13 protein-coding genes, 4 pseudogenes and 1 riboswitch are annotated in these 21,728 nt (G+C 67.1%); of the genes and pseudogenes, 8 read left to right on the plus strand and 9 right to left on the minus strand.

The features are described from left to right. Positions 1–284 precede the first annotated feature (284 nt). Together rpoB and rpoC are read left to right on the plus strand one after the other, a co-directional pair. Positions 285–4,426, plus strand: a pseudogene (rpoB, locus tag ABFB10_RS06780) (DNA-directed RNA polymerase subunit beta). Between the two features lie 102 nt (positions 4,427–4,528). Beyond that, a pseudogene (gene rpoC, locus ABFB10_RS06785) lies at positions 4,529–8,780 on the plus strand (DNA-directed RNA polymerase subunit beta'). Between the two features lie 92 nt (positions 8,781–8,872). On the opposite strand, the gene ABFB10_RS06790 reads toward rpoC, so the two are convergent. The 3 genes from ABFB10_RS06790 to ABFB10_RS06800 form a co-directional block, all read right to left on the minus strand. Continuing rightward, entirely contained in the window at positions 8,873–9,163 is a 291-nt protein-coding gene (locus ABFB10_RS06790; RefSeq protein WP_347165932.1) for a DUF5818 domain-containing protein, read from the minus strand. Between the two features lie 217 nt (positions 9,164–9,380). After that, a complete protein-coding gene (tuf, locus tag ABFB10_RS06795) occupies positions 9,381–10,556 on the minus strand; it encodes an elongation factor Tu (RefSeq protein ID WP_347165933.1) in 1,176 nt (391 codons plus the stop codon). Between the two features lie 130 nt (positions 10,557–10,686). Continuing rightward, the gene (locus ABFB10_RS06800) at positions 10,687–11,298 is read right to left on the minus strand and encodes a hypothetical protein (protein WP_347165934.1); all 612 of its coding nucleotides are present in this window, start codon (positions 11,296–11,298) and stop codon (positions 10,687–10,689) included. A 127-nt stretch (positions 11,299–11,425) separates the two neighbouring features. Here ABFB10_RS06800 and ABFB10_RS06805 point away from each other — a divergent pair. Next, positions 11,426–12,791, plus strand: a pseudogene (locus ABFB10_RS06805) (cytochrome P450). Between the two features lie 317 nt (positions 12,792–13,108). Here the strand turns inward: ABFB10_RS06805 and ABFB10_RS06810 are convergent. The 3 genes from ABFB10_RS06810 to ABFB10_RS06820 form a co-directional block, all read right to left on the minus strand. Further along, positions 13,109–13,684, minus strand: a complete 576-nt coding sequence (locus ABFB10_RS06810; protein WP_206566277.1) for a cob(I)yrinic acid a,c-diamide adenosyltransferase — start codon at positions 13,682–13,684, stop codon at positions 13,109–13,111. 3 nt (positions 13,685–13,687) lie between these two features. Then, positions 13,688–13,891: a twin transmembrane helix small protein gene (locus ABFB10_RS06815; RefSeq protein WP_206566276.1), complete on the minus strand. Its 204-nt coding sequence runs from the start codon at positions 13,889–13,891 to the stop codon at positions 13,688–13,690. Between the two features lie 73 nt (positions 13,892–13,964). Beyond that, positions 13,965–14,798, minus strand: coding sequence for an SDR family NAD(P)-dependent oxidoreductase (locus ABFB10_RS06820; RefSeq protein ID WP_347165935.1), 834 nt, complete (start codon positions 14,796–14,798; stop codon positions 13,965–13,967). A gap of 250 nt (positions 14,799–15,048) precedes the next feature. Continuing rightward, positions 15,049–15,255: riboswitch (cobalamin riboswitch) on the plus strand. A gap of 142 nt (positions 15,256–15,397) precedes the next feature. Between ABFB10_RS06820 and ABFB10_RS06825 the strand changes: the two genes are divergently transcribed. From ABFB10_RS06825 to ABFB10_RS06845, 5 genes and pseudogenes are all read left to right on the plus strand, one after another. Then, entirely contained in the window at positions 15,398–16,180 is a 783-nt protein-coding gene (locus ABFB10_RS06825; RefSeq protein WP_347165936.1) for a DUF4198 domain-containing protein, read from the plus strand. Positions 16,181–16,184: 4 nt separating this feature from the next. After that, entirely contained in the window at positions 16,185–16,802 is a 618-nt protein-coding gene (cbiM, locus tag ABFB10_RS06830; RefSeq protein WP_347165937.1) for a cobalt transporter CbiM, read from the plus strand. Continuing rightward, positions 16,799–17,374: an Ig-like domain-containing protein gene (locus ABFB10_RS06835; protein WP_347165938.1), complete on the plus strand. Its 576-nt coding sequence runs from the start codon at positions 16,799–16,801 to the stop codon at positions 17,372–17,374. The genes cbiM and ABFB10_RS06835 overlap by 4 nt, the downstream gene beginning before the upstream one ends. After that, positions 17,371–18,162 carry a cobalt ECF transporter T component CbiQ gene (gene cbiQ, locus ABFB10_RS06840; protein WP_347165939.1) on the plus strand — a complete coding sequence of 264 codons (792 nt, stop codon included), beginning with the start codon at positions 17,371–17,373 and terminating at the stop codon, positions 18,160–18,162. Before ABFB10_RS06835 ends, cbiQ begins: the two co-directional genes overlap by 4 nt. Then, positions 18,153–18,804 (plus strand): annotated as a pseudogene (locus ABFB10_RS06845) (energy-coupling factor ABC transporter ATP-binding protein). The gene cbiQ and the pseudogene ABFB10_RS06845 overlap by 10 nt, the downstream one beginning before the upstream one ends. Before the next feature lie 87 nt (positions 18,805–18,891). On the opposite strand, the gene cobF reads toward ABFB10_RS06845, so the two are convergent. Genes cobF through ABFB10_RS06860 form a run of 3 tightly spaced genes read right to left on the minus strand, consistent with a single transcriptional unit; the run spans position 18,892 to position 21,679 of the window. Further along, positions 18,892–19,629 carry a precorrin-6A synthase (deacetylating) gene (gene cobF, locus ABFB10_RS06850; RefSeq protein WP_347165940.1) on the minus strand — a complete coding sequence of 246 codons (738 nt, stop codon included), beginning with the start codon at positions 19,627–19,629 and terminating at the stop codon, positions 18,892–18,894. Continuing rightward, a complete protein-coding gene (cobA, locus tag ABFB10_RS06855) occupies positions 19,626–20,372 on the minus strand; it encodes a uroporphyrinogen-III C-methyltransferase (RefSeq protein WP_206566268.1) in 747 nt (248 codons plus the stop codon). The genes cobF and cobA overlap by 4 nt, the downstream gene beginning before the upstream one ends. Beyond that, positions 20,369–21,679 carry a cobyrinic acid a,c-diamide synthase CobB gene (locus ABFB10_RS06860; RefSeq protein WP_347165941.1) on the minus strand — a complete coding sequence of 437 codons (1,311 nt, stop codon included), beginning with the start codon at positions 21,677–21,679 and terminating at the stop codon, positions 20,369–20,371. Before ABFB10_RS06860 ends, cobA begins: the two co-directional genes overlap by 4 nt. Positions 21,680–21,728 lie beyond the last annotated feature (49 nt).

Raw genomic sequence — 21,728 nt, forward strand, 5'->3', positions numbered from 1 at the left:
CGCGCGCAGAGAGAATTAACCATCCGCCCAGCCCCGAAACATCGGAAAATTTTCTGAAAAATCATCGGGATGCGCGGAATGGACCGGCATTCATCGGCCTTCCCCGGCTTGGCAAGCCTCCCCCATCGGGCGGGAGTCTTTCCAAGGCAGGGACCCTTGATCGAGTGGTCTGCGGTGGGACGCGGACCGAGAATGGATCAACGGACCCCACGCCGTCACTGACGAGGCGCACCGTAGCCCGACGGCGCGTTTCTCGGACGAGATATCGAAAGGTGACATCTGTCATGGCGCAAAGCTTCCTTGGCCAGAAACGTCTTCGCCGTTACTACGGCAAGATCCGCGAAGTCCTTGAAATGCCGAACCTCATCGAGGTTCAGAAATCCAGCTACAAGCTGTTCCTCGCCTCCGGCGACCAGCCCAAGCCGATGGACGGCGAAGGCATCAAGGGGGTTTTCCAGTCGGTCTTCCCGATCAAGGATTTCAACGAGACCGCCATCCTGGAATTCGTCGACTACGAGCTGGAGAAGCCGAAGTACGACGTCGAGGAATGCATGCAGCGCGACATGACCTACAGCGCGCCGCTGAAGGTCACCCTGCGCCTGATCGTCTTCGATATCGACGAGGACACCGGCGCGAAGTCGGTCAAGGACATCAAGGAACAGGACGTCTTCATGGGCGACATGCCCCTGATGACCCCGAACGGGACGTTCATCGTGAACGGCACCGAGCGCGTGATCGTGTCCCAGATGCACCGTTCGCCCGGTGTGTTCTTCGACCATGACAAGGGCAAGACGCACAGCTCGGGCAAGCTGCTCTTCGCCTGCCGCATCATCCCCTATCGCGGCTCGTGGCTGGACTTCGAATTCGACGCCAAGGACATCGTCTTCGCACGCATCGACCGCCGCCGGAAACTGCCGGTGACGACGCTGCTCTACGCTCTTGGTCTCGACCAGGAAGCGATCATGGACGCCTATTACAACACGGTGAACTTCGAGTATCGCCGTGGCGAGGGCTGGGTCACGAAATTCTTCCCGGACCGCGTGCGCGGCACCCGTCCGACCTTCGACCTCGTGGACGCGGATTCGGGCGAGATCATCGCCGAGGCCACCAAGAAGGTGACGCCGCGCGCGGTGAAGAAGCTGATCGACGAAGGCACGGTGAAGAACCTGCTGGTGCCCTTCGAGCACATCGTCGGCAAGTATGTCGCCAAGGACATCATCAACGAAGAGACCGGCGCCATCTACGTCGAGGCCGGTGACGAGCTCACCTGGACCGTCGACAAGGACGGCGAAGTGACCGGCGGCACGCTCAAGGACCTGATCGATGCCGGCGTGACCGAGATCCCGGTTCTGGACATCGACAACGTCACCGTCGGTCCGTACATGCGCAACACCATGGCGCAGGACAAGAACATGGACCGCAACTCGGCGCTCATGGACATCTACCGTGTCATGCGCCCGGGTGAGCCGCCCACCGTCGAGGCCGCCTCTTCGCTCTTCGACACGCTGTTCTTCGACAGCGAGCGCTACGACCTGTCGGTACCGTGGGCCGCGTGAAGATGAACATGCGTCTGGCGCTTGAAAAGCCCGACACCCAGCGCACGCTGGACCGCGAGGACATCGTCGCCTGCATCAAGGCGCTGGTGGACCTGCGCGACGGGCGCGGCGAGATCGACGACATCGACCACCTCGGCAACCGCCGCGTGCGGTCGGTCGGCGAACTGATGGAAAACCAGTACCGCGTCGGCCTGCTGCGGATGGAGCGCGCCATCAAGGAGCGCATGTCCTCGGTCGAGATCGACACGGTCATGCCGCAGGACCTGATCAACGCGAAACCGGCGGCGGCGGCGGTCCGCGAATTCTTCGGCTCGTCGCAGCTGTCGCAGTTCATGGACCAGACCAACCCGCTGTCGGAAGTGACGCACAAGCGGCGCCTCTCGGCGCTTGGGCCGGGCGGTCTGACGCGCGAGCGCGCGGGCTTCGAGGTCCGCGACGTTCACCCGACCCACTATGGCCGGATGTGCCCGATTGAAACGCCGGAAGGCCCGAACATCGGTCTGATCAACTCGCTGGCCACCTTTGCCCGCGTGAACAAATACGGCTTCATCGAGACCCCCTACCGCGTCGTCAAGGACGCCAAGGTCACCGACGAAGTGCACTACATGTCCGCGACCGAGGAAATGCGTCACACCGTGGCGCAGGCCAACGCCTCGCTGGACGAAAACGGCGTGTTCAACAACGAGCTGGTCAGCACGCGCCAGTCCGGTGACTACACCCTCGCCCCGCGCGAAAACGTCGACCTGATCGACGTCTCGCCGAAGCAGCTGGTGTCGGTCGCGGCCTCGCTGATCCCCTTCCTTGAAAACGACGACGCCAACCGCGCCCTGATGGGTTCGAACATGCAACGTCAGGCGGTTCCGACGCTGCGCGCCGAGGCGCCGCTGGTCGGCACCGGCATCGAGGAAGTCGTGGCCCGCGACTCCGGCGCGGCCGTCATGGCCAAGCGCGCCGGCATCATCGACCAGGTCGATGCGCAGCGGATCGTGATCCGGGCAACCGAGGATCTGGAGCTGGGCGACGCGGGTGTCGACATCTACCGCATGCGCAAGTTCCAGCGTTCGAACCAGAACACCTGCATCAACCAGAAGCCTCTGGTGAAGGTGGGTCAGACGGTGCGCAAGAACGAGGTCATCGCGGATGGCCCGTCCACCGACATGGGGGAACTGGCGCTCGGCAAGAACGTCATCGTCGCCTTCATGCCGTGGAACGGCTACAACTACGAAGACTCGATCCTGATCTCGGAGCGCATCGCGCGGGACGACGTGTTCACCTCTGTCCACATCGAGGAATTCGAAGTGGCGGCGCGTGACACCAAGCTCGGGCCGGAAGAGATCACCCGCGACATCCCCAACGTCGGCGAGGAAGCCCTGCGCAACCTCGACGAAGCGGGTATCGTCTACATCGGGGCGGACGTCGAACCCGGCGATATCCTCGTCGGCAAGATCACCCCGAAGGGCGAAAGCCCGATGACGCCGGAAGAGAAGCTTCTGCGCGCCATCTTCGGCGAAAAGGCATCGGACGTGCGCGACACCTCGCTGCGGGTGAAGCCGGGCGACTACGGCACTGTCGTGGAGGTCCGCGTCTTCAACCGTCACGGCGTCGAAAAGGACGAGCGGGCGCTTCAGATCGAGCGTGAAGAGATCGAACAGCTGGCCCGGGACCGGGACGACGAGCTGGCGATCCTCGACCGCAACATCTACGCCCGTCTCAAGACGATGATCCTTGGCAAGACCGCCGTGAAGGGCCCGAAGGGCGTCAAGGCGAACTCCGAGGTGACCGAGGACCTGCTGGAAACGCTGACGCGTGGCCAGTGGTGGCAGCTTGCCCTCGCCGAGGAGCAGGACGCCAAGCACGTCGAGGCCCTGCACGAGCAGTACGAGATCCAGAAGCGCGCGCTTGACGCCCGTTTCGAGGACAAGGTCGAGAAGGTGCGTCGCGGCGACGACCTGCCGCCGGGCGTGATGAAGATGGTCAAGGTCTTCATCGCGGTGAAGCGCAAGCTTCAGCCGGGCGACAAGATGGCCGGTACCGTCACGGCAACAAGGGTGTCGTGTCGCGCGTCGTTCCGATGGAGGACATGCCCTTCCTCGCGGACGGCACGCCGGTCGACTTCTGCCTCAACCCGCTGGGCGTGCCTTCGCGCATGAACGTCGGTCAGATCCTCGAAACCCACATGGGCTGGGCCGCACGCGCGCTTGGCATCAGGGTGGACGAGGCCCTGCAGGAATACCGCCGCTCGGGTGACATGACCCCGGTGCGCGAGGCCCTGCGGATCGCCTATGGCGACGAGGTCTACGAAGAAGGCCTTGCCACGATGGACGAGACCGACCTGCTGGAAGCGGCGGGCAACGTCCGGAGCGGCGTGCCGATCGCGACCCCGGTCTTCGACGGTGCCAAAGAGGCGGACGTGAACGACGCGCTGACCCGCGCGGGCTTTGACGAGAGCGGCCAGTCGGTGCTCTTCGACGGGCGCTCGGGTGAGCAGTTCGCCCGGAAGGTGACGGTGGGTGTCAAATACCTGCTGAAGCTGCACCACCTCGTCGACGACAAGATCCACGCGCGTTCGACGGGCCCCTACTCGCTCGTCACCCAGCAGCCGCTGGGCGGCAAGGCGCAGTTCGGCGGTCAGCGCTTCGGGGAGATGGAGGTCTGGGCCACTGGAAGCCTATGGCGCCGCCTATACCCTGCAGGAGATGCTGACGGTGAAGTCGGACGACGTGGCGGGCCGGACCAAGGTCTACGAGTCGATCGTCAAGGGCGAGGACAACTTCGAGGCCGGCGTGCCGGAATCGTTCAACGTTCTCGTCAAGGAAGTGCGCGGCCTCGGCCTCAACATGGAACTCCTGGATGCGGAGGAAGACGAGTAAGCGCAGAGTTTTCGACGAAAACTCTGCTTGCCGAGGACCTTTCGGCTAGAAAGGTCCTGGCGGCTCCTCTCCCCCGCTTCCCTCACATTCACGAGGAACAAGATGAACCAGGAACTGACCAACAACCCGTTCAACCCGCTGGCCCCGCAGAAGGTCTTCGACGAGATCAAGGTCTCGCTGGCCTCGCCCGAGCGGATCCTCTCGTGGTCCTTCGGCGAGATCAAGAAGCCGGAAACCATCAACTACCGCACGTTCAAGCCCGAGCGTGACGGCCTGTTCTGCGCGCGCATCTTCGGCCCGATCAAGGACTACGAGTGCCTCTGCGGCAAGTACAAGCGCATGAAGTACCGCGGCGTCGTCTGCGAGAAATGCGGCGTCGAAGTCACCCTTCAGAAAGTGCGCCGCGAGCGCATGGGCCACATCGAGCTGGCCGCTCCCTGCGCCCATATCTGGTTCCTCAAGTCGCTGCCCTCGCGCATCGGCCTGATGCTGGACATGACCCTGCGTGACCTCGAGCGCGTGCTCTACTTCGAGAACTACGTCGTCATCGAGCCGGGTCTGACCGACCTGACCTACGGCCAGATGCTGACCGAGGAAGAATACAACGACGCGCAGGACCAGTACGGCGCAGACGCCTTTGCGGCCAATATCGGCGCCGAGGCGATCCGCGAGATGCTGGCCGCCATCGACCTCGAGTCCGAGGCCGAGAACCTGCGCGCCGACCTCAAGGAAGCCACCGGCGAGTTGAAGCCCAAGAAGATCATCAAGCGCCTGAAGGTGGTTGAAAGCTTCCTGGAATCCGGCAACCGCCCCGAGTGGATGGTCCTGACCGTGATCCCGGTCATTCCGCCGGAACTGCGCCCGCTGGTGCCGCTGGACGGTGGCCGCTTCGCGACCTCCGACCTGAACGACCTGTACCGCCGCGTGATCAACCGGAACAACCGCCTCAAGCGGCTGATCGAACTGCGCGCGCCGGACATCATCGTCCGCAACGAAAAGCGGATGCTGCAGGAATCGGTCGACGCCCTCTTTGACAACGGCCGTCGCGAGCCGCGTCATCACCGGCGCCAACAAGCGTCCACTGAAGTCGCTGTCCGACATGCTGAAAGGCAAGCAGGGCCGCTTCCGTCAGAACCTTCTGGGCAAGCGCGTCGACTTCTCGGGCCGTTCGGTCATCGTGACCGGCCCGGAACTCAAGCTGCACCAGTGCGGCTTGCCCAAGAAGATGGCGCTCGAACTCTTCAAGCCCTTCATCTACTCGCGGCTCGAGGCCAAGGGCCTCAGCAGCACCGTGAAGCAGGCGAAGAAGCTGGTCGAGAAAGAGCGTCCCGAGGTTTGGGACATCCTCGACGAGGTCATCCGTGAGCACCCGGTCCTTCTGAACCGCGCGCCCACGCTGCACCGTCTGGGCATCCAGGCGTTCGAGCCCCAACTGATCGAAGGCAAGGCGATCCAGCTTCACCCGCTGGTCTGCTCGGCCTTCAACGCCGACTTCGACGGCGACCAGATGGCCGTGCACGTCCCGCTGTCGCTTGAGGCACAGCTGGAAGCGCGCGTCCTGATGATGTCGACGAACAACGTCCTGTCGCCCGCCAACGGCGCGCCGATCATCGTTCCCTCGCAGGATATGATTCTGGGCCTCTACTACGTCACCATCATGCGCGAAGGCATGAAGGGTGAGGGCATGCTCTTCTCCTCGATCGAGGAAGTCGAGCACGCGCTCAACGCCGGAGAGGTCCACCTGCACGCCAAGATCCGAGGCGCGGGTGAAGCAGATCGACGAAGAGGGCAACGAGGTCTGGCAGCGGTTCGAGACCACCCCCGGACGGGTCCGTCTGGGCGCTCTGCTGCCGCTGAACGCCAAGGCGCCCTTCGACCTGGTCAACCAGCTTCTGCGGAAGAAGGACGTGCAGCGCGTCATCGACACCGTCTACCGCTACTGCGGCCAGAAAGAGTCGGTGATCTTCTGCGACCAGATCATGTCCATGGGCTTCAAGGAGGCCTTCAAGGCCGGTATCTCCTTCGGCAAGGCCGACATGGTGATCCCGGACAACAAGTGGGACATCGTCGAAGAGACCCGCGATCAGGTGAAGGACTTCGAACAGCAGTACATGGACGGCCTGATCACCCAGGGCGAAAAGTACAACAAGGTCGTGGACGCCTGGTCGAAGTGTAACGACAAGGTCACCGAGGCCATGATGTCGACCATCTCGGCGGAACGCCGGGACGAGGCCGGTGCCGTGATGGAACCGAACTCGGTCTACATGATGGCGCACTCCGGTGCCCGTGGCTCGGTCACGCAGATGAAGCAGCTGGGCGGGATGCGCGGCCTGATGGCGAAGCCGAACGGCGACATCATCGAGACGCCGATCATCTCGAACTTCAAGGAAGGTCTGACCGTTCTTGAATACTTCAACTCGACCCACGGCGCCCGGAAGGGTCTGTCCGATACGGCTCTGAAGACGGCGAACTCGGGTTACCTGACCCGCCGTCTGGTGGACGTGGCGCAGGACTGCATCATTCGCATGATCGACTGCGGCACCGACATGGCGATCACCGCCGAGGCTGCCGTCAACGACGGCGAAGTGGTGGCGACGCTGGGCGAGCGCGTTCTGGGCCGCGTCGCGGCAGAGGACCTTGTGCACCCGATCTCGGGCGACATGCTGGTCCGCCAGGGCGAGCTGATCGACGAGCGCATGGCCGATGCCATCGAGGACTCGGGGCTGCAGACGGCGCGCATCCGCTCGCCGCTGACCTGCGAGGCCGAAGAGGGCGTCTGCGCCACCTGCTACGGGCGTGACCTTGCCCGCGGTACCCGCGTGAACACCGGCGAAGCCGTCGGCATCATCGCGGCGCAGTCCATCGGTGAACCGGGCACGCAGCTGACCATGCGGACCTTCCACATGGGCGGCGTTGCGCAGGGCTCCTCGCGCTCGTTCCTCGAAGCCTCGCAGAACGGCAAGATCCAGTTCGCCAACCCCGGCGTGATCACCAATGCCGCGGGCGAACTGATCGTGATGAACCGCAACATGCAGGTGCTCATCGTCAACGATCAGGGCGAAGAGATCGCGTCGCACAAGATGGGCTACGGCTCGAAGCTGTTCGTCACCGACGGGCAGGACATCAAGCGCGGCGACAAGCTGTTCGAGTGGGACCCCTACACCCTGCCGATCATCGCCGAGAAGGACGGTGTCGCGAAGCACGTCGACCTCGTGACGGGCATTGCCGTCCGCGACGAGACCGACGATGCCACCGGCATGACCCAGAAGATCGTGATCGACTGGCGGGCGGCGCCCAAGGGCAACGAGCTCAAGCCCGAGATCATCCTGATGGATGCCGACGGCGAGCCGGTGCGCAACGACGCGGGCAACCCGATCACCTACCCGATGTCCGTGGACGCCATCCTGTCCTGTGAAGACGGGCAGGAGGTCAAGGCCGGTGACGTCGTCGCGCGTATCCCGCGCGAAGGCGCGAAGACGAAGGACATCACCGGTGGTCTGCCGCGTGTGGCCGAACTCTTCGAGGCGCGTCGTCCCAAGGACCACGCGATCATCGCCGAAATCGACGGCTATGTGCGCTTCGGGAAGGACTACAAGAACAAGCGCCGCATCTCTATCGAGCCGACCGACGACAGCCTCGAGCCGCGCGAGTACATGATCCCGAAGGGCAAGCACATCCCGGTGGTCGAAGGCGACTTCGTCCAGAAGGGTGACTACATCATGGACGGCAACCCGGCGCCGCACGACATCCTCTCGATCATGGGGATCGAGGCGCTGGCGAACTACATGATCGACGAGGTGCAGGACGTCTATCGCCTTCAGGGCGTGAAGATCAACGACAAGCACATCGAGGTCATCGTTCGTCAGATGCTTCAGAAGTGGGAGATCCTCGACTCGGGTGACACCACGCTTCTGAAGGGCGAGCACGTCGACAAGATGGAGTTCGACGAAGCCAACGCGAAGGCCGAGAAGAAGGGCGAGCCGTCCGGCATCGGGCGAACCGATCCTGCTGGGCATCACCAAGGCCTCGCTGCAGACCCGGTCGTTCATCTCTGCCGCCTCCTTCGAGGAGACCACGCGCGTGCTGACCGAAGCCTCGGTTCAGGGCAAGAAGGACACGCTGATCGGTCTCAAGGAGAACGTGATCGTGGGCCGTCTGATCCCCGCCGGCACCGGTGGCGCGACGCAGAAGGTGCGCAAGATCGCGCAGGATCGCGACAACGTCGTGATCGAGGCGCGCCGGGAAGAAGCCGAAGCCGCCGCAGCCACTGGCTGCGCCGGTGATGGAAGACGACGCGGTCGGTGGCGACGAGTTCGACACGCTGATCGTGGATACCCCCGAGAGCCGCGAATAAGCGGCTCCCGGGCCTTCCCGGGACAACCGACACAAACGAACGCCCCCGCGAGTGATCGCGGGGGCGTTTTCGTTACCGGGGTCGGATGACGCTCAGAGCGGGTCGATGTCGCTGACGCCGATGGTCCCCTCGCCTTCCATGCAGATGGACATCTCGACAAGGCTGCCGTGCACCCGCACGCGCTGCCCCGGCTCCCATTTCCGGTCCCCCATCGACAGGGCGAAGGCCGTGCCGGACTCGGTCACGATCAGGGGGCATTCGGTGCCCTGTTGCAGGGTCCCCTCGATATCCAGCAAGCCATCGGGATCGGGCTGGTCGCCCATCGCCCAGAGCATCATGGGCATGGCGGAGAGGATCGCTGCTGCCGTCGTTCGCTTCATCATACACGGTCTCCTTCGGTTCTCGTCTTGCAGGGGTAACGCCGGCCCGGCGCGGTTGTTGCGCGATAACAGAAGAAGACGGGGAGCACGCCCCCGAAAGACCTGCCACCAAGCAGAAAGGGCGCCCCTTGGGGCGCCCTTTCGTATCTTCACCGAGTGGCTCTCGTGACCTTCGGCCAGGGCCGAAGGCACTGTCGCCACCATCACAGCAAAGCTGTGATTACTCGACGATCTTCGACACGACGCCCGAACCGACGGTGCGGCCACCTTCGCGGATGGCGAAGCGCAGGCCGTCTTCCATCGCGATGGGGGCGATCAGCTCGACGTTGAACTTCAGGTTGTCGCCCGGCATCACCATCTCGGTGCCCTCGGGCAGCTCGACCGTGCCGGTCACGTCGGTGGTGCGGAAGTAGAACTGCGGACGGTAGTTCTTGAAGAACGGCGTGTGACGGCCACCTTCTTCCTTGGTCAGGATGTAGACCTCGCACTCGAACTTCGTGTGCGGCTTCACCGAACCCGGCTTGCACAGAACCTGGCCACGCTCGACGCCCTCACGGTCGACACCGCGCAGCAGCGCGCCGATGTTGTCGCCCGCTTCACCGCGGTCCAGCAGCTTGCGGAACATCTCGACGCCGGTGCAGGTGGTCTTCGAGGTGTCGCGGATGCCCACGATCTCGATTTCGTCGCCCACGTTGATCACGCCACGCTCGACACGACCGGTCACAACCGTACCGCGGCCCGAGATCGAGAAGACGTCTTCGATCGGCATCAGGAAGGGTTGGTCGATCGCGCGTGCCGGCTGCGGGATGTACTCGTCCACGGCCGCCATCAGTTCGCGGATCTTGTTCTCGCCGATTTCCGGGTCACGGCCTTCCATCGCCGCCAGAGCGGAGCCCGCGATGATCGGAATGTCGTCGCCCGGGAAGTCGTAGGCGGAGAGCAGTTCGCGGATTTCCATCTCGACGAGCTCGAGCAGCTCTTCGTCGTCGACCTGGTCAACCTTGTTCATGAACACGACCATGGCGGGGATACCCACCTGGCGGCCCAGCAGGATGTGCTCGCGGGTCTGCGGCATCGGGCCGTCGGCTGCGTTCACCACCAGGATCGCGCCGTCCATCTGGGCGGCACCGGTGATCATGTTCTTCACGTAGTCGGCGTGGCCGGGGCAGTCGACGTGCGCGTAGTGACGGTTCTCGGTCTCGTACTCGACGTGTGCGGTCGAGATCGTGATACCGCGGGCCTTCTCTTCGGGCGCGCCGTCGATCTGGTCGTAGGCGCGGAAGTCACCGAAGTACTTGGTGATCGCCGCCGTCAGCGTCGTCTTGCCGTGGTCGACGTGACCGATCGTGCCGATGTTGCAGTGCGGCTTGCCGCGTTCAAACTTTGCCTTTGCCATCTCTCAGACGCCTCGCGATTGACTGGGCCATAGCCTCGGCCCACGGTTTTCATCGCGGGCCGTTTAGAGAGTCGGAGCGGAAAAATCAAGCGCTTGATGCAGGCGGGGCAAAGGCCGCCTGCCCCTGCGCTCACTCTGCGACGACCGCCTCGGGCACGGCCTTTGCCGACATCGAGGGCTCTGGCGCGGGCTCCGGCAGCCCGCCGAACCAGCCTTCCGTCGCCTGCTGCTCGCGCAGCCGGCGCTCGACCTCCAGCGCGCCGGTCTCTGCCAGCCGCTGCATCTGCTCTTCGCGGGTCAGTTGCAGGCGCGATTCGAAGACCTGGATGACGTTCACCACGTAGGGTTCGGCGTTCATCTTGGCCCGGGCGCTGGCCTGCCCCTCGGGGGCGTTGCGGGCGGCCTCGTCGTCCCAGACCGTCACCAGAAGCTGCAGCGCGGACTTGCCCGGCACCACCGGCGGCGGCAGCGAGTAGGCCTCTACCTTGATGCCAAGATGGTAGAACTTGTCGCCCTCGAAGCGGCGAAAGCGCTCTTCGAAGGCGCTGTCGACGGTCGCGACCCACTCTTCGGGCGTGGCCGAGCGCGACACCAGCAGCTGCTGGGGCGCCGGCGCCACGACCTCGGCATGGCCCAGCTTGAAGGTGCCAAGCGGCTCTGTCGGACCGGCAAGGTCCTTGGTGGCATCTGTGCAGGCCGCAAGGCCAAGGGCCAGCGACAGGATGGCGGCAATACGGATCATCTCGGTCCCCCCGGGGTCTCGAACGGGGGCCGGGATACCCCGGCACCGGGTGCGGCGCAATCGCACAAGGGCTTTGCCCCCGGTCCCCGCGCGCCTATCTTCTCAAACGTTGCAAGGGAGCCACCCGATGACCGTCCCCAGCCCGCCGGTCCATGACCGCACCCCCGTCCGGGTGCCGCTGAACACGCGGCCCTCGGGTGTCTGGGGCAGCCTTCAGGCCACGCGCCGCAACGTGCTGTCGATCATCCCCGAGATCGCGACCCGCCAGCCCATGCTGTCCGGCAAGACCGGAACGCGCTGGCACATGGTCATGGATCCGGCGGCGATCCGGCGGATGCTGCTGGAGAACCTCGACAATTATCCCAAGTCGCGGGTCACCAAGAACCTGCTGCGCCCGGCCATCGGCGAGTCGCTGTTCATCGCCGAGGGCGCGCATTGGCGCTGGCAGAGGCGTGCCGCCGCGCCGGTGTTCTCGCATCGCAACGTGATGAACCTCGCGCCGGTCATGTCGCGCGCCGCCGAACGCGCGGTCGCGCGGATCGCGGGGGCCGGGCCACGGGCGGTGGATCTCCTCGAAGAGATGGTGACAACGACCTTCGACGTGATCTCCGACGTGACCTTTTCCGGCGACCGCGCCTTTGACCGCGACGGCGTGCACAAGGCGATAGACGGCTACATCAGCGAGGCCGGCAAGATCTCCATCCTTGACCTGCTGGGGGTGCCCGACTGGGTGCCCCGGCCCATGCGCATGCTGTCGGTGGGCGGCGTGGCACAGATGAAGCGCGTCGCCGACAAGGCGGTCGAGGCCCGCGCCGACCGCGGTCCCGAGGGGGTGCCCGACCTGCTCGACCTGCTGCTTGCGGGCGAGGACCCGGAAACGCAGCGGCGGATGTCGGTGCCGGAGTTGCGCGACAACCTGCTGACCTTCATCGTCGCGGGCCACGAGACGACGGCGCTGACGCTGGCCTGGTCGCTCTATCTGCTGGCCTTCGACCGGGAGGCGCAGGAGCAGGCGCGCGAAGAGGTCCTCTCGGTCGTCTCGGACGGGGTGGCCGAGGGCGAGGACGTGGAGCGCCTGCCCTTCGTGCGCCACGTGGCGGACGAGGCGCTGCGGCTTTACCCGCCCGCCGGGATGGTCTCGCGCACGGCACAGGCGGCGGACAGGCTGGGCGGGCGCGAGATCCGCAGGGGCGATACGGTGATCATCCCGATCTACGCGCTGCACCGCCATCACATGCTGTGGGAGGCGCCCGATGCCTTCCGCCCCGAGCGCTGGGAGGGGGAAACCCGAGCGCTACGCCTACCTGCCCTTCGGCGACGGCCCCCGCATCTGCATCGGCGCCAGCTTCGCCCTGCAGGAGGCGGTGATCATTCTCGCGACGCTTCTGGCCAACTTCCGCTTCCGCGCCGTGCCGGGCCGCAACCCGTCCCCGGTGATGATCCTCACCCTGCGCCCCGAGGGCGGCGTCTGGCTGGAAGCCGATCCTCTGTGAGCCTGAAGGCCCTTCGAAGGGCCTTTCTGAACGCTCTGCGCAGAGCGTTCCCGAAGCGGCTTCGAAGCCGGTTCACAAAGCCGCTTCAAAGCGGCTTCCCGCCCCAGAAATGGGGCCCTCCCGGTCGCCAGCCCCTCCCCGGACGGTCTGCCGCGCTACGCGCGGTTCGCTCCCGCCCTCACCGGCCGGGGCTCCGCCCTCCCGGTCGCCAGCCCCTCCCCGGACGGTCTGCCGCGCTATGCGCGGTTCGCTCCCGCCCGCCGGGCCGGGGCTCCGCCCGCCCGGTCTCCAGACCGTCCCCCGGACGGTCTGCCGCGCTATGCGCGGTTCGCTCCCGGGACCCACAAGACGTCGGCCTTGCCGTTGTCGTTGGCCACACGGGCCGCGACGAAGAACCAGTCCGACAGGCGGTTGAGGTATTTCACCGCCGCCGGGTTGACGCTTTCTTCCGCCGACAGCGCCACCGCAAGCCGTTCGGCCCGGCGCGCCACCGTGCGGCCCATGTGAAGATGCGCCGACAGCGCCGAGCCGCCCGGCAGGATGAAGCTGCGCAGCGGTTCCAGCCCCGCGTTCATGTCGTCGATTTCGTTTTCCAGCCGGACCACCTGCGCGTCGGTGACCCGCAGCGGCGGGTACTCCGCCGTGGCGTCCTTTTCCATCTCGGGGCGGCAGAGGTCGGCGCCGAGGTCGAACAGGTCGTTCTGGATGCGCGACAGCATGGCGTCCACATCGCCCCCGGCGGACAGCCGCGCCACCCCCAGAACCGCGTTCAGCTCGTCGACCGTGCCATAGGCCTCCACCCGGCCCGCGAACTTCGGCACCCGCGTGCCATTGCCCAGGGCGGTGTCGCCCTTGTCACCCGTGCGCGTGTAGATCTTGTTGAGCACAACCATGGATCAGCCTCCCCGGCGAATGAAAACGAACAGCAGGATCAGGCAGACCGCCGCGAACTGCGCGATGATCCGCCAGCGCATCGCCTTGTTGGCGTATTTGCGGTTGAACGCCCCGCCCTTGGCGAAACTGCCAATGCCGAAGAGCAGGATCGCCACGACACCCAGCATGGCGAGCGCGACGACGATGAAGAGCGGGTCCTGTAACATGGGGGTCTCCAGTGCTTTGCCTGCCACATAGCGGAGACGCGGGCAAAAGCGAACCGCGCTTGGCGTCGCAGGCTCAGCCCTTGGCGATCAGCCAGTCGAGCCCCCGGGTCGGCAGCAGCCGCCGCGCCGCCCCCATCAGGTGCGTCGCCCGGGTGACGTAGTAGCGGGGTCGCGGGGTCGGGCTGTCCAGCGCCCGCAGCAGCTTCGCCGTCACCGCAGAGGGCGGCAGTTCGAAAAGGTCCGGGCCGCCACGGCTTTCGTAGAGACGCTTCAGCAGGGTTGCCTCGTATTGCGCGCGGCGCGGCGAGGCGCGCCAGTCCACCCAGCGCTCGAAATGCGGGATAGAGTTCTCCCGGATCTTCGTGGTCACCGGCCCGGTATTCAGCGTGACCACATGGATCGGCGTGTCGCGCATCTCGATCCGCAGCGTGTCGGTCAGCCCCTCCACCGCGAACTTCGAGGCATTGTAGGCCGCGCGCCAGGGCATCACCACCAGCCCCAGCACCGACGAGTGGTTCACGATCCGCCCGTGGCCCTGCGCCCGCATCACCGGGATCACCCGGCGCGTCAGCGTGTGCCAGCCAAAGACATTGGCCTCGAAGATCGCGCGCAGGGCGTCGGTGGGCAGGTCCTCCAGCGCGCCCGGGGTCGCATGGGCGCCGTTGTTGAACAGCGCATCCAGTCGCCCGCCCGTGTGCTCCAGCACCTCGGAAAGGCCCGCGCCGATGCTGGCCTCATCGGTGTAGTCGATGCGCGGGCTGATGAAGCCCTCGGCCCGGAACCGCGCGCAGTCGGCCTCTTGCCGGCAGGCGGCAAAGACCTGCCAGCCGCGCCCGGCCGAGGTATGGGCGGCGTCGAAGCCGATGCCCGAGGAACAGCCGGTGATGAGGATGGAACGCGTCGTCATGCCCCTCCCATAGGCGCGCAGCGCGGCGAAGGAAAGCCGCCGCCACGTGCCTGCCAGGCGCCTGCCCGGGCCATGCGCCCCCGACCGACAGACCCCGCCCCCGGGGCGCAGACCGCCATGCCGCGTCGCAAGACAGCCGGGCGCGCCACACCGGGCCTGTCCCCGCCGCCCCGCGCCGCCCGCCGACACCTCCCGGCACAGGCCTCCACACCCCGCCCGGCGAATCCCGTTGACGCATTGCGGCGTTGCGACTACCCAAGTCGGGACCGGTCCCGGCGGGGGTCATCCGCGCCGGGGGAAAGAGGGAATGCCGTGCGGCCCATCCGGGCCAAACCGGCAGCTGCCCCCGCAACTGTAAGCGGCGAGCCGGGCCAAGACGCCACTGGAGCAATCCGGGAAGGCAGGCCCAAGGTGACGACCCGCAAGCCAGGAGACCTGCCGGTCGGGCGCCCCTTCGGACGGGGCGCTGCCACCGGACGCCGGGGTGCGCGTCTGGCCTGGATCGGTGCCGGGCGCCCTCGCCCTTTCCTTCCGGGTCACGGCCCTCTCTGGCGTTCAAAAGCCATGCGCCGGGTGAGGCGCCGGGAGAGACCGACCCGATGAAATCCCTTATGCTGGCCGCTGCGGCCGCCCTTCTTCCCGTTGCCGCGCAGGCGCATTTCCTGCTGCAATACACCACCGACACCATGATCGACCGCCCCGGAGACGTGCCGGTCAAGCTGATCTTCTGGCACCCGATGACCGTGGGCCACGTCATGGCGCTGGACAAGCCGCAGGAATTCTACGCCATCCACAACGGCGAGAAGATCGACCTGATGGATACGCTGACGCCCTCGACCTTCAACGGCGGCGAGAACGAGAACCCGGCCTTCATCGGCGCGGTGCCGGTGAAACGCTCGGGCGACTACGTGCTGGTGACGGTGCCGCAGCCCTACTACGAGGAAACCGAGGATCTCTACATCCAGCAGATCACCAAGGCCTACCTGAACCGCAACGAGCTGCCCACCGACTGGGACCAGCCGCAGGGCCTGAAGACAGAGATCCTGCCGCTGAACAAACCCTACAACGTCATCACCGGCTCGACCTTCACCGGGCAGGTGCTGTCCGAGGGCGAACCCGTCGCGGGCGCCGAGATCGAGATCGAGTACATGGCCGCCGAACCCTCGTTCGAGACCAATGCCGCCAGCGATCCGCAGGCCAAACCCATGCCCGGCGGGGCCGTCGTCGCGATCAGCGATGCCAATGGCTATTTCACCTTCGGCGTGCCCAAGGCCGGCTACTGGGGCTTTGCCGCGCTTGGCAGCGGACCGGACACCGAACACGAGGGCAAGGAACTCAGCCAGGATGCGGTGATCTGGATCCGCGCCCGGGACATGGAATAACGCCATGCATATCGTGGACGGAGCCCTTGCCAACCCGGTCGTGATCGGCGGCGCCGTTCTGGCGGCCGGGGGCGTGGCCATGGGCCTGCGCGCGCTGACGCTGGAGCGCATTCCGGCAGCGGGCGTGCTGTCGGCCAGCTTCTTCGTGGCCTCGCTGATCCACGTGCCGATCGGGCCCTCCTCCGTCCACCTGATCCTGAACGGCCTGGCCGGGCTGGTGCTTGGCTGGGCCGCCTTTCCGGCGCTTTTTGTCGGGCTGTTGTTGCAGGCGGTCTTCTTCGGCTTCGGCGGGCTGACGGTGCTTGGCGTGAACGCGCTGAACATCGCGCTGCCCGCTGTGCTGGCCGGTCTGCTGTTCGGCCCGATGATCCGGCGCGGCAGCCCGCTGTCGGCGGCACTCTGGGCCGGGATCGGCGGCGCTTTCGCCATCGCCGCGACAACCACGATGGTCGCGGCCTCGCTGGCGCTTTCGGGCGATGCCTTCATCGCCGCCGCGCATCTGGTCTTCGTGGCGCATATCCCGGTCATGGTGGTCGAGGGCTTCCTGACCGCCTTCGCGGTGCTGCTGGCGCGCCGGGTGAAACCGGAACTCTTCACCACCTTCGCGGAGACCCGGACATGAGACGCCTTGCCCTGACCCTTGCGCTCTGCGCCCTGCCCCTGCCCGCGCTGGCCCATAAGGTCATCGCCTCGGTCTTTCCCTCGGGCGATGCCATCGAGGGAGAGATCGGCTTTTCCAACGGCACCATGGCCGTCGGCGAGACCGTCACGGTCTTCGGCCCGGACGGCGCGGAACTGGGAACCGCGGTGACGGATGCGGACGGCTTCTTCGTCTTCACGCCCGCACAGCCCGTGGCCCACAGGTTCCACGCCAATCTCGGCGCCGGTCACGTCGCAGACGTGACCATGCCCGCCGAAGAGGTGGCGGCGATCCTCGGACAAGAGCCGCTGAGCCCCCGGACCCCGGAGGCGGCGGCAGAGACCCCGGCGCCCGGCGCCACGCTGAGCGACCAGCAGCGCGCCACCCTCGCCGGGATCGTGCGCGACGAGATGCGCCCCCTGCGCCGCGAGATCGCCGCCTACCGCGAGAAGAACGACCTTCAGTCGATCCTTGGCGGCATGGGCTATATCGCGGGCCTCTTCGGCCTTGGGTTCTACCTTGCCGCGCGGCGCAAGCTGAAGGAGGCCGCATGAGCCACAGCTTTTCGCAGGCTGCCGCTCCGCTGGACCCGACCATCCCGCCCGGCGGCTTTCCCGCCGTGCTCGAACGGCTGGACCCCCGGATGCGGATCGCCGTGGCCTGCCTCTTTGCGGTGGTCACGGTGGCCCTGTCGGGCCTGCCCGCCCTGACGGCGGCGCTGGCCTGCGCGCTGCTTCTGCTGCTCATGGCGCGGCTGCCGGTCCGGCGCACGCTGAAGCGGGTGGCGATGATGGACAGCTTCATCTTCTTCATGCTGGCGCTTCTGCCCTTCACCGTGCCGGGCGACGCGATCTTCACGCTTTGGGGCTTTCCGGCCACATGGCAGGGCCTCGCCCGCGCGGTGGAGATCGGCCTGACCGCGAATGCCGTGGTGCTGGTGCTGCTGGTGCTGGTCGGCACGCTGGAGCCGGTGACCCTGGGCCATGCGCTTTACCGGATGAAGGTGCCCGAGACGCTGGTGCACCTGATGATGTTCAATATCCGCTACGTCGAGGTGCTGCGGGCGGAATACCTGCGGCTGCGCGCCGCCATGAAGGTGCGCGGCTTTCGCCCCGGCACCAACTGGCACAGCTACCGCAGCTACGGCTATCTTGTCGGCATGATGCTGGTGCGCGCCATCGACCGCTCGGAACGGGTGCTTGCGGCGATGAAGTGCCGGGGCTTCACCGGGCGCATGATGCTGCTGCAGGACTTCCGGCTGGGCGCCGCCGACTGGCGCTTTGCCGCCCTCGCGGGCCTTGCCTGTGCGGCGCTTCTGGGACTGGACATGACATGGCGCTGATCGCCCTCGACGACATCCGTTTCGGCTATCCCGGCCAGCCGCCGATCCTCGACGGCGCCAGCCTTGCGCTGGCCGAAGGGCAACGGCTTTCCCCTGGTCGGCGCGAATGGCGCGGGCAAATCGACGCTGCTGCTGATCGCGCTCGGGCTGCAACGCCCGAATGCCGGGACGGTCACGGCCTTCGGTCTGCCCCGCCGCGCCGAGGCCGACTTCCACGAGGTCCGCCGCCGCGTCGGGCTGGTGTTTCAGGACGCCGACGACCAGCTCTTCTGCCCCACGGTGGCCGAGGACGTGGCTTTCGGCCCGCTGAACCTCGGCAAGAGCCGCGACGAGGCGCTGGCCCTGGTCGACCGCGTGCTGGACGACCTCGACCTGCGCCACCTGCGCGACCGGGTGACCTACAAGCTGTCGGGCGGCGAGAAACGCCTAGTGACGCTGGCCACGGTGCTGGCGATGGAGCCCGAAGCGCTGCTGCTGGACGAGCCGACCAATGCGCTGGACCAGAAGAACGAGGCCCGGCTGGTGGAGATCCTGCAGGCCCTGCCGCAGGCGATCCTGCTGGTCAGCCACGACCCGGCCTTCCGGCAACGGATCGCGCCCGACGCCCTGCGGCTGGAGGCGGGCCGGATCGTGCCCGGATAGGCCGGGCAAGGCAGTGGCGCCGGGTTGCAGCCCGGGATGGCCACGGCACGCGCGGGCCGTGACCCCGAGGCACCGCAGGAGGGGGTCTTATCCCATCTCCCGCCGCAGCAGGTAGGTGTCCATGATCCAGCCATGCCGCGCGCGCGCCTCGGCCCGCGCGCGGACAATGCGTGGCCCGGCATCGGCCAGCGGGCCGCTTTCCAGAACCTGCTCCGCCATGCCAAGGAAACCGCCCCACCAGATCGTCAGCCCCGAGGGTTCCAGCGCCTGAAAGCTGCATTCGCCGTCCAGCATCACCACCACCGTCTCGGCGCCGTCCGGCCAGCCATGGTCGCGCAGCCGCCGCCCGGTGGTGACCGTCACCGCCCCGTTCACCGTATTGAAGGGGATCGCATGGGCCGCGGTCAGCGCCTGCAGGGCCGTCACCCCCGGCACCACCCGCACGGCGGGCGCAGGCACCAGCCGCTCCGCAATCCGCAGCGTCGAATCATAAAGCCCCGGATCACCCCAGACCAGCAGGGCCACCGGCCCCTCGGGCGCACCCTCCAGCGCCGCGATCCAGCGCCGCGCGATCTCGTCATGCCATGCGGCAACGCGGTCCTGATAGGGCAGCGCCGGGTCGCGTTCCGGCATGTCGAAGGGCAGCACCCGCGCCTCGGCCCCCGCCGCCCGCAGGATCGCCAGCCGCAGCGTGGCAAGGTCATCCTTCGCGGCCCCCTTGCGGGGGATCAGCACCACCGCCGCCTCGCGCAACAGCCGCATCCCCTCCAGCGTCACATGCTCGGGATTGCCGGTGCCGATGCCGATCAGCCAGAGATCCCTCACGCCGCACCCTCGTCGAAGCCCACGCCCATCTCGGCCAGCGGCCCGTAGAGGATCAGCGCCGGGCGCGTGCCGGTCTCTCCGGCCAGCCGCTCGGCCAGCCCGGCCACGGTCGCGCGTGTCAGCACCTGTTCCGGCGTCCAGACCGCCTCGGCAAGGATCGCCGGGGTCGTGCCGGGCAGCCCCTCTGCCATCAGCGCGGCGGCCAGCGCCGGGAAGGTGCGCTTGCCCATGAAGACCACGGTGCAGGCCAGCGGGTCCGCCAGCGCCTTCAGGTCGATATCCTCGGGCAGCGCGCCCGAGGCATCGTGGCCGGTGACGAATTGCACCCGCCGCGCCGTCAGCCGCCGGGTCAGCGGAATGCCGCAGGCCGCCGCCGCCCCCACGGCAGAGGGCACGCCGGGGATGATCTCGTAGGGGATGCCCGCCGCGCGCAGGGCGACCAGTTCCTCCTCCAGCCGCCCGAAGAGGCCGCTGTCGCCGGATTTCAGCCGCACGATCCGCCCGCCCTCGCTGGCGTAATCCACCAAGAGGCGGCTGACGTGATCCTGCTTGGGCGAGGGCCGCCCGGCCCGCTTGCCCACGCCGACCAGATCGGCACCGGGCCGCGCATGCGACAGGATCGGCCCCGAGGACAGGTCGTCGAAGAGCACCGCATCGGCCCGCTTCAGCCGGTCCACGGCCTTCAGCGTCAGAAGCTCCGGGTCGCCCGGCCCCGAGCCGACGAAGCTGACGAAGCCGGTCATGAGGCCTCTCCGGCGATGAGATGGAAGAAGGTGCCGGTGACGCCGCCGCGCACCGATCCGGTCTCGGGCACAGGGGTGCCATCCGCATCCGCCACGGCGGCCAGCGGCGCATCGGGCTGTTCGAGGATGGTCGAGTAGTGGAACTCGTGTCCCCGCAGCGCCGCGCCCACCGCGAAGCCCGGCATCGGCGCCGTCAGGACCGCGCGCCGGTAGCCCAGATGGAACTTGCGTTTCTCGTAGGAGGTCACAAGCCCCAGCAGCCCCAGCATCCGGTGCCGCAGGCCCTCCTTGTCGATCAGCGCCTCACCCAGCGCCATGTAGCCGCCGCATTCGCCATGCACGGGCCGCGTCTGCGCATGGGCCAGCATGCCCGCCCGGAAGGTCTCCGCCGCCGCCAGCCGCCCGGCATGCAGCTCGGGATAGCCGCCGGGCAGCCAGACCAGGTCGGCGCGTGCATCGGGCGCCTCGTCGGCCAGCGGCGAGAAGGGCAGGATCTCGGCCCCCGCCTGCCGCCAACCTTCCAGAAGATGCGGGTAGGTGAAGGAAAAGGCGGCGTCCTGCGCCAGCGCGATGCGCTGCGCAGGCGGGCGCGGCAGAGCCCCCGAAACGGCCCCCGCACCAGCAGCCGCCGCCCGGATCGCCTCCAGGTCCACATGCTCGCGCAGGAAGGCGGCATAGCCCGCAATCGCCGCCTCCAGGTCGGGATGCTCCACCGCCTGGATCAGCCCCAGGTGCCGCTCCGGCAGGGTCAGATCGCCGCGCCGCGGCAGCACGCCCAGCACCGGCAGGCCCGCCCGCTCCATGCCCAGACGCGTCAGACGCTCGTGGCGCGGCGAGGCCACGCGGTTCAGGATCACCCCGGCAAAGGGCAGCTCGGGCATATAGCTGCGAAACCCCAGCGCCGTGGCCGCCGCCGACTGCGCCTGCCCGCCCACATCCAGCACCAGCACCACCGGCCAGCCCATGCGCCGCGCGGTCTCGGCGCTGGATCCGTAGCCGACGCACCCCCGCGTCGCCACGCCGTCGAACAGCCCCATGGACCCTTCACCGACGCAGAGGTCCGCCCCCGCCGCCTGCCCCGCCACGGCCGCCAGCAAGCCCTCGCCCATGGCCCAGGTATCAAGGTTGAACGACGCCCGCCCCGAGGCCGCCCGGTGAAAGGCCGGGTCGATGTAATCCGGCCCCGACTTGAAGGGCTGCACCGCCAGCCCGTCCTCGGCAAAGGCCCTGAGAAGCCCCAGCATCACCGTGGTCTTGCCCGTCCCCGAGGACGGGGCCGAGACCATCACACCCGGCGCAAAACTCATCGCGACGCCCCTGTTTCTTCTGTCTGGAAATATCCCGGGGGGAATTGGC

Origin of the sequence: Ponticoccus litoralis (genome assembly GCF_039769985.1) — a bacterium.
Lineage (GTDB): Bacteria > Pseudomonadota > Alphaproteobacteria > Rhodobacterales > Rhodobacteraceae > Ponticoccus > Ponticoccus litoralis.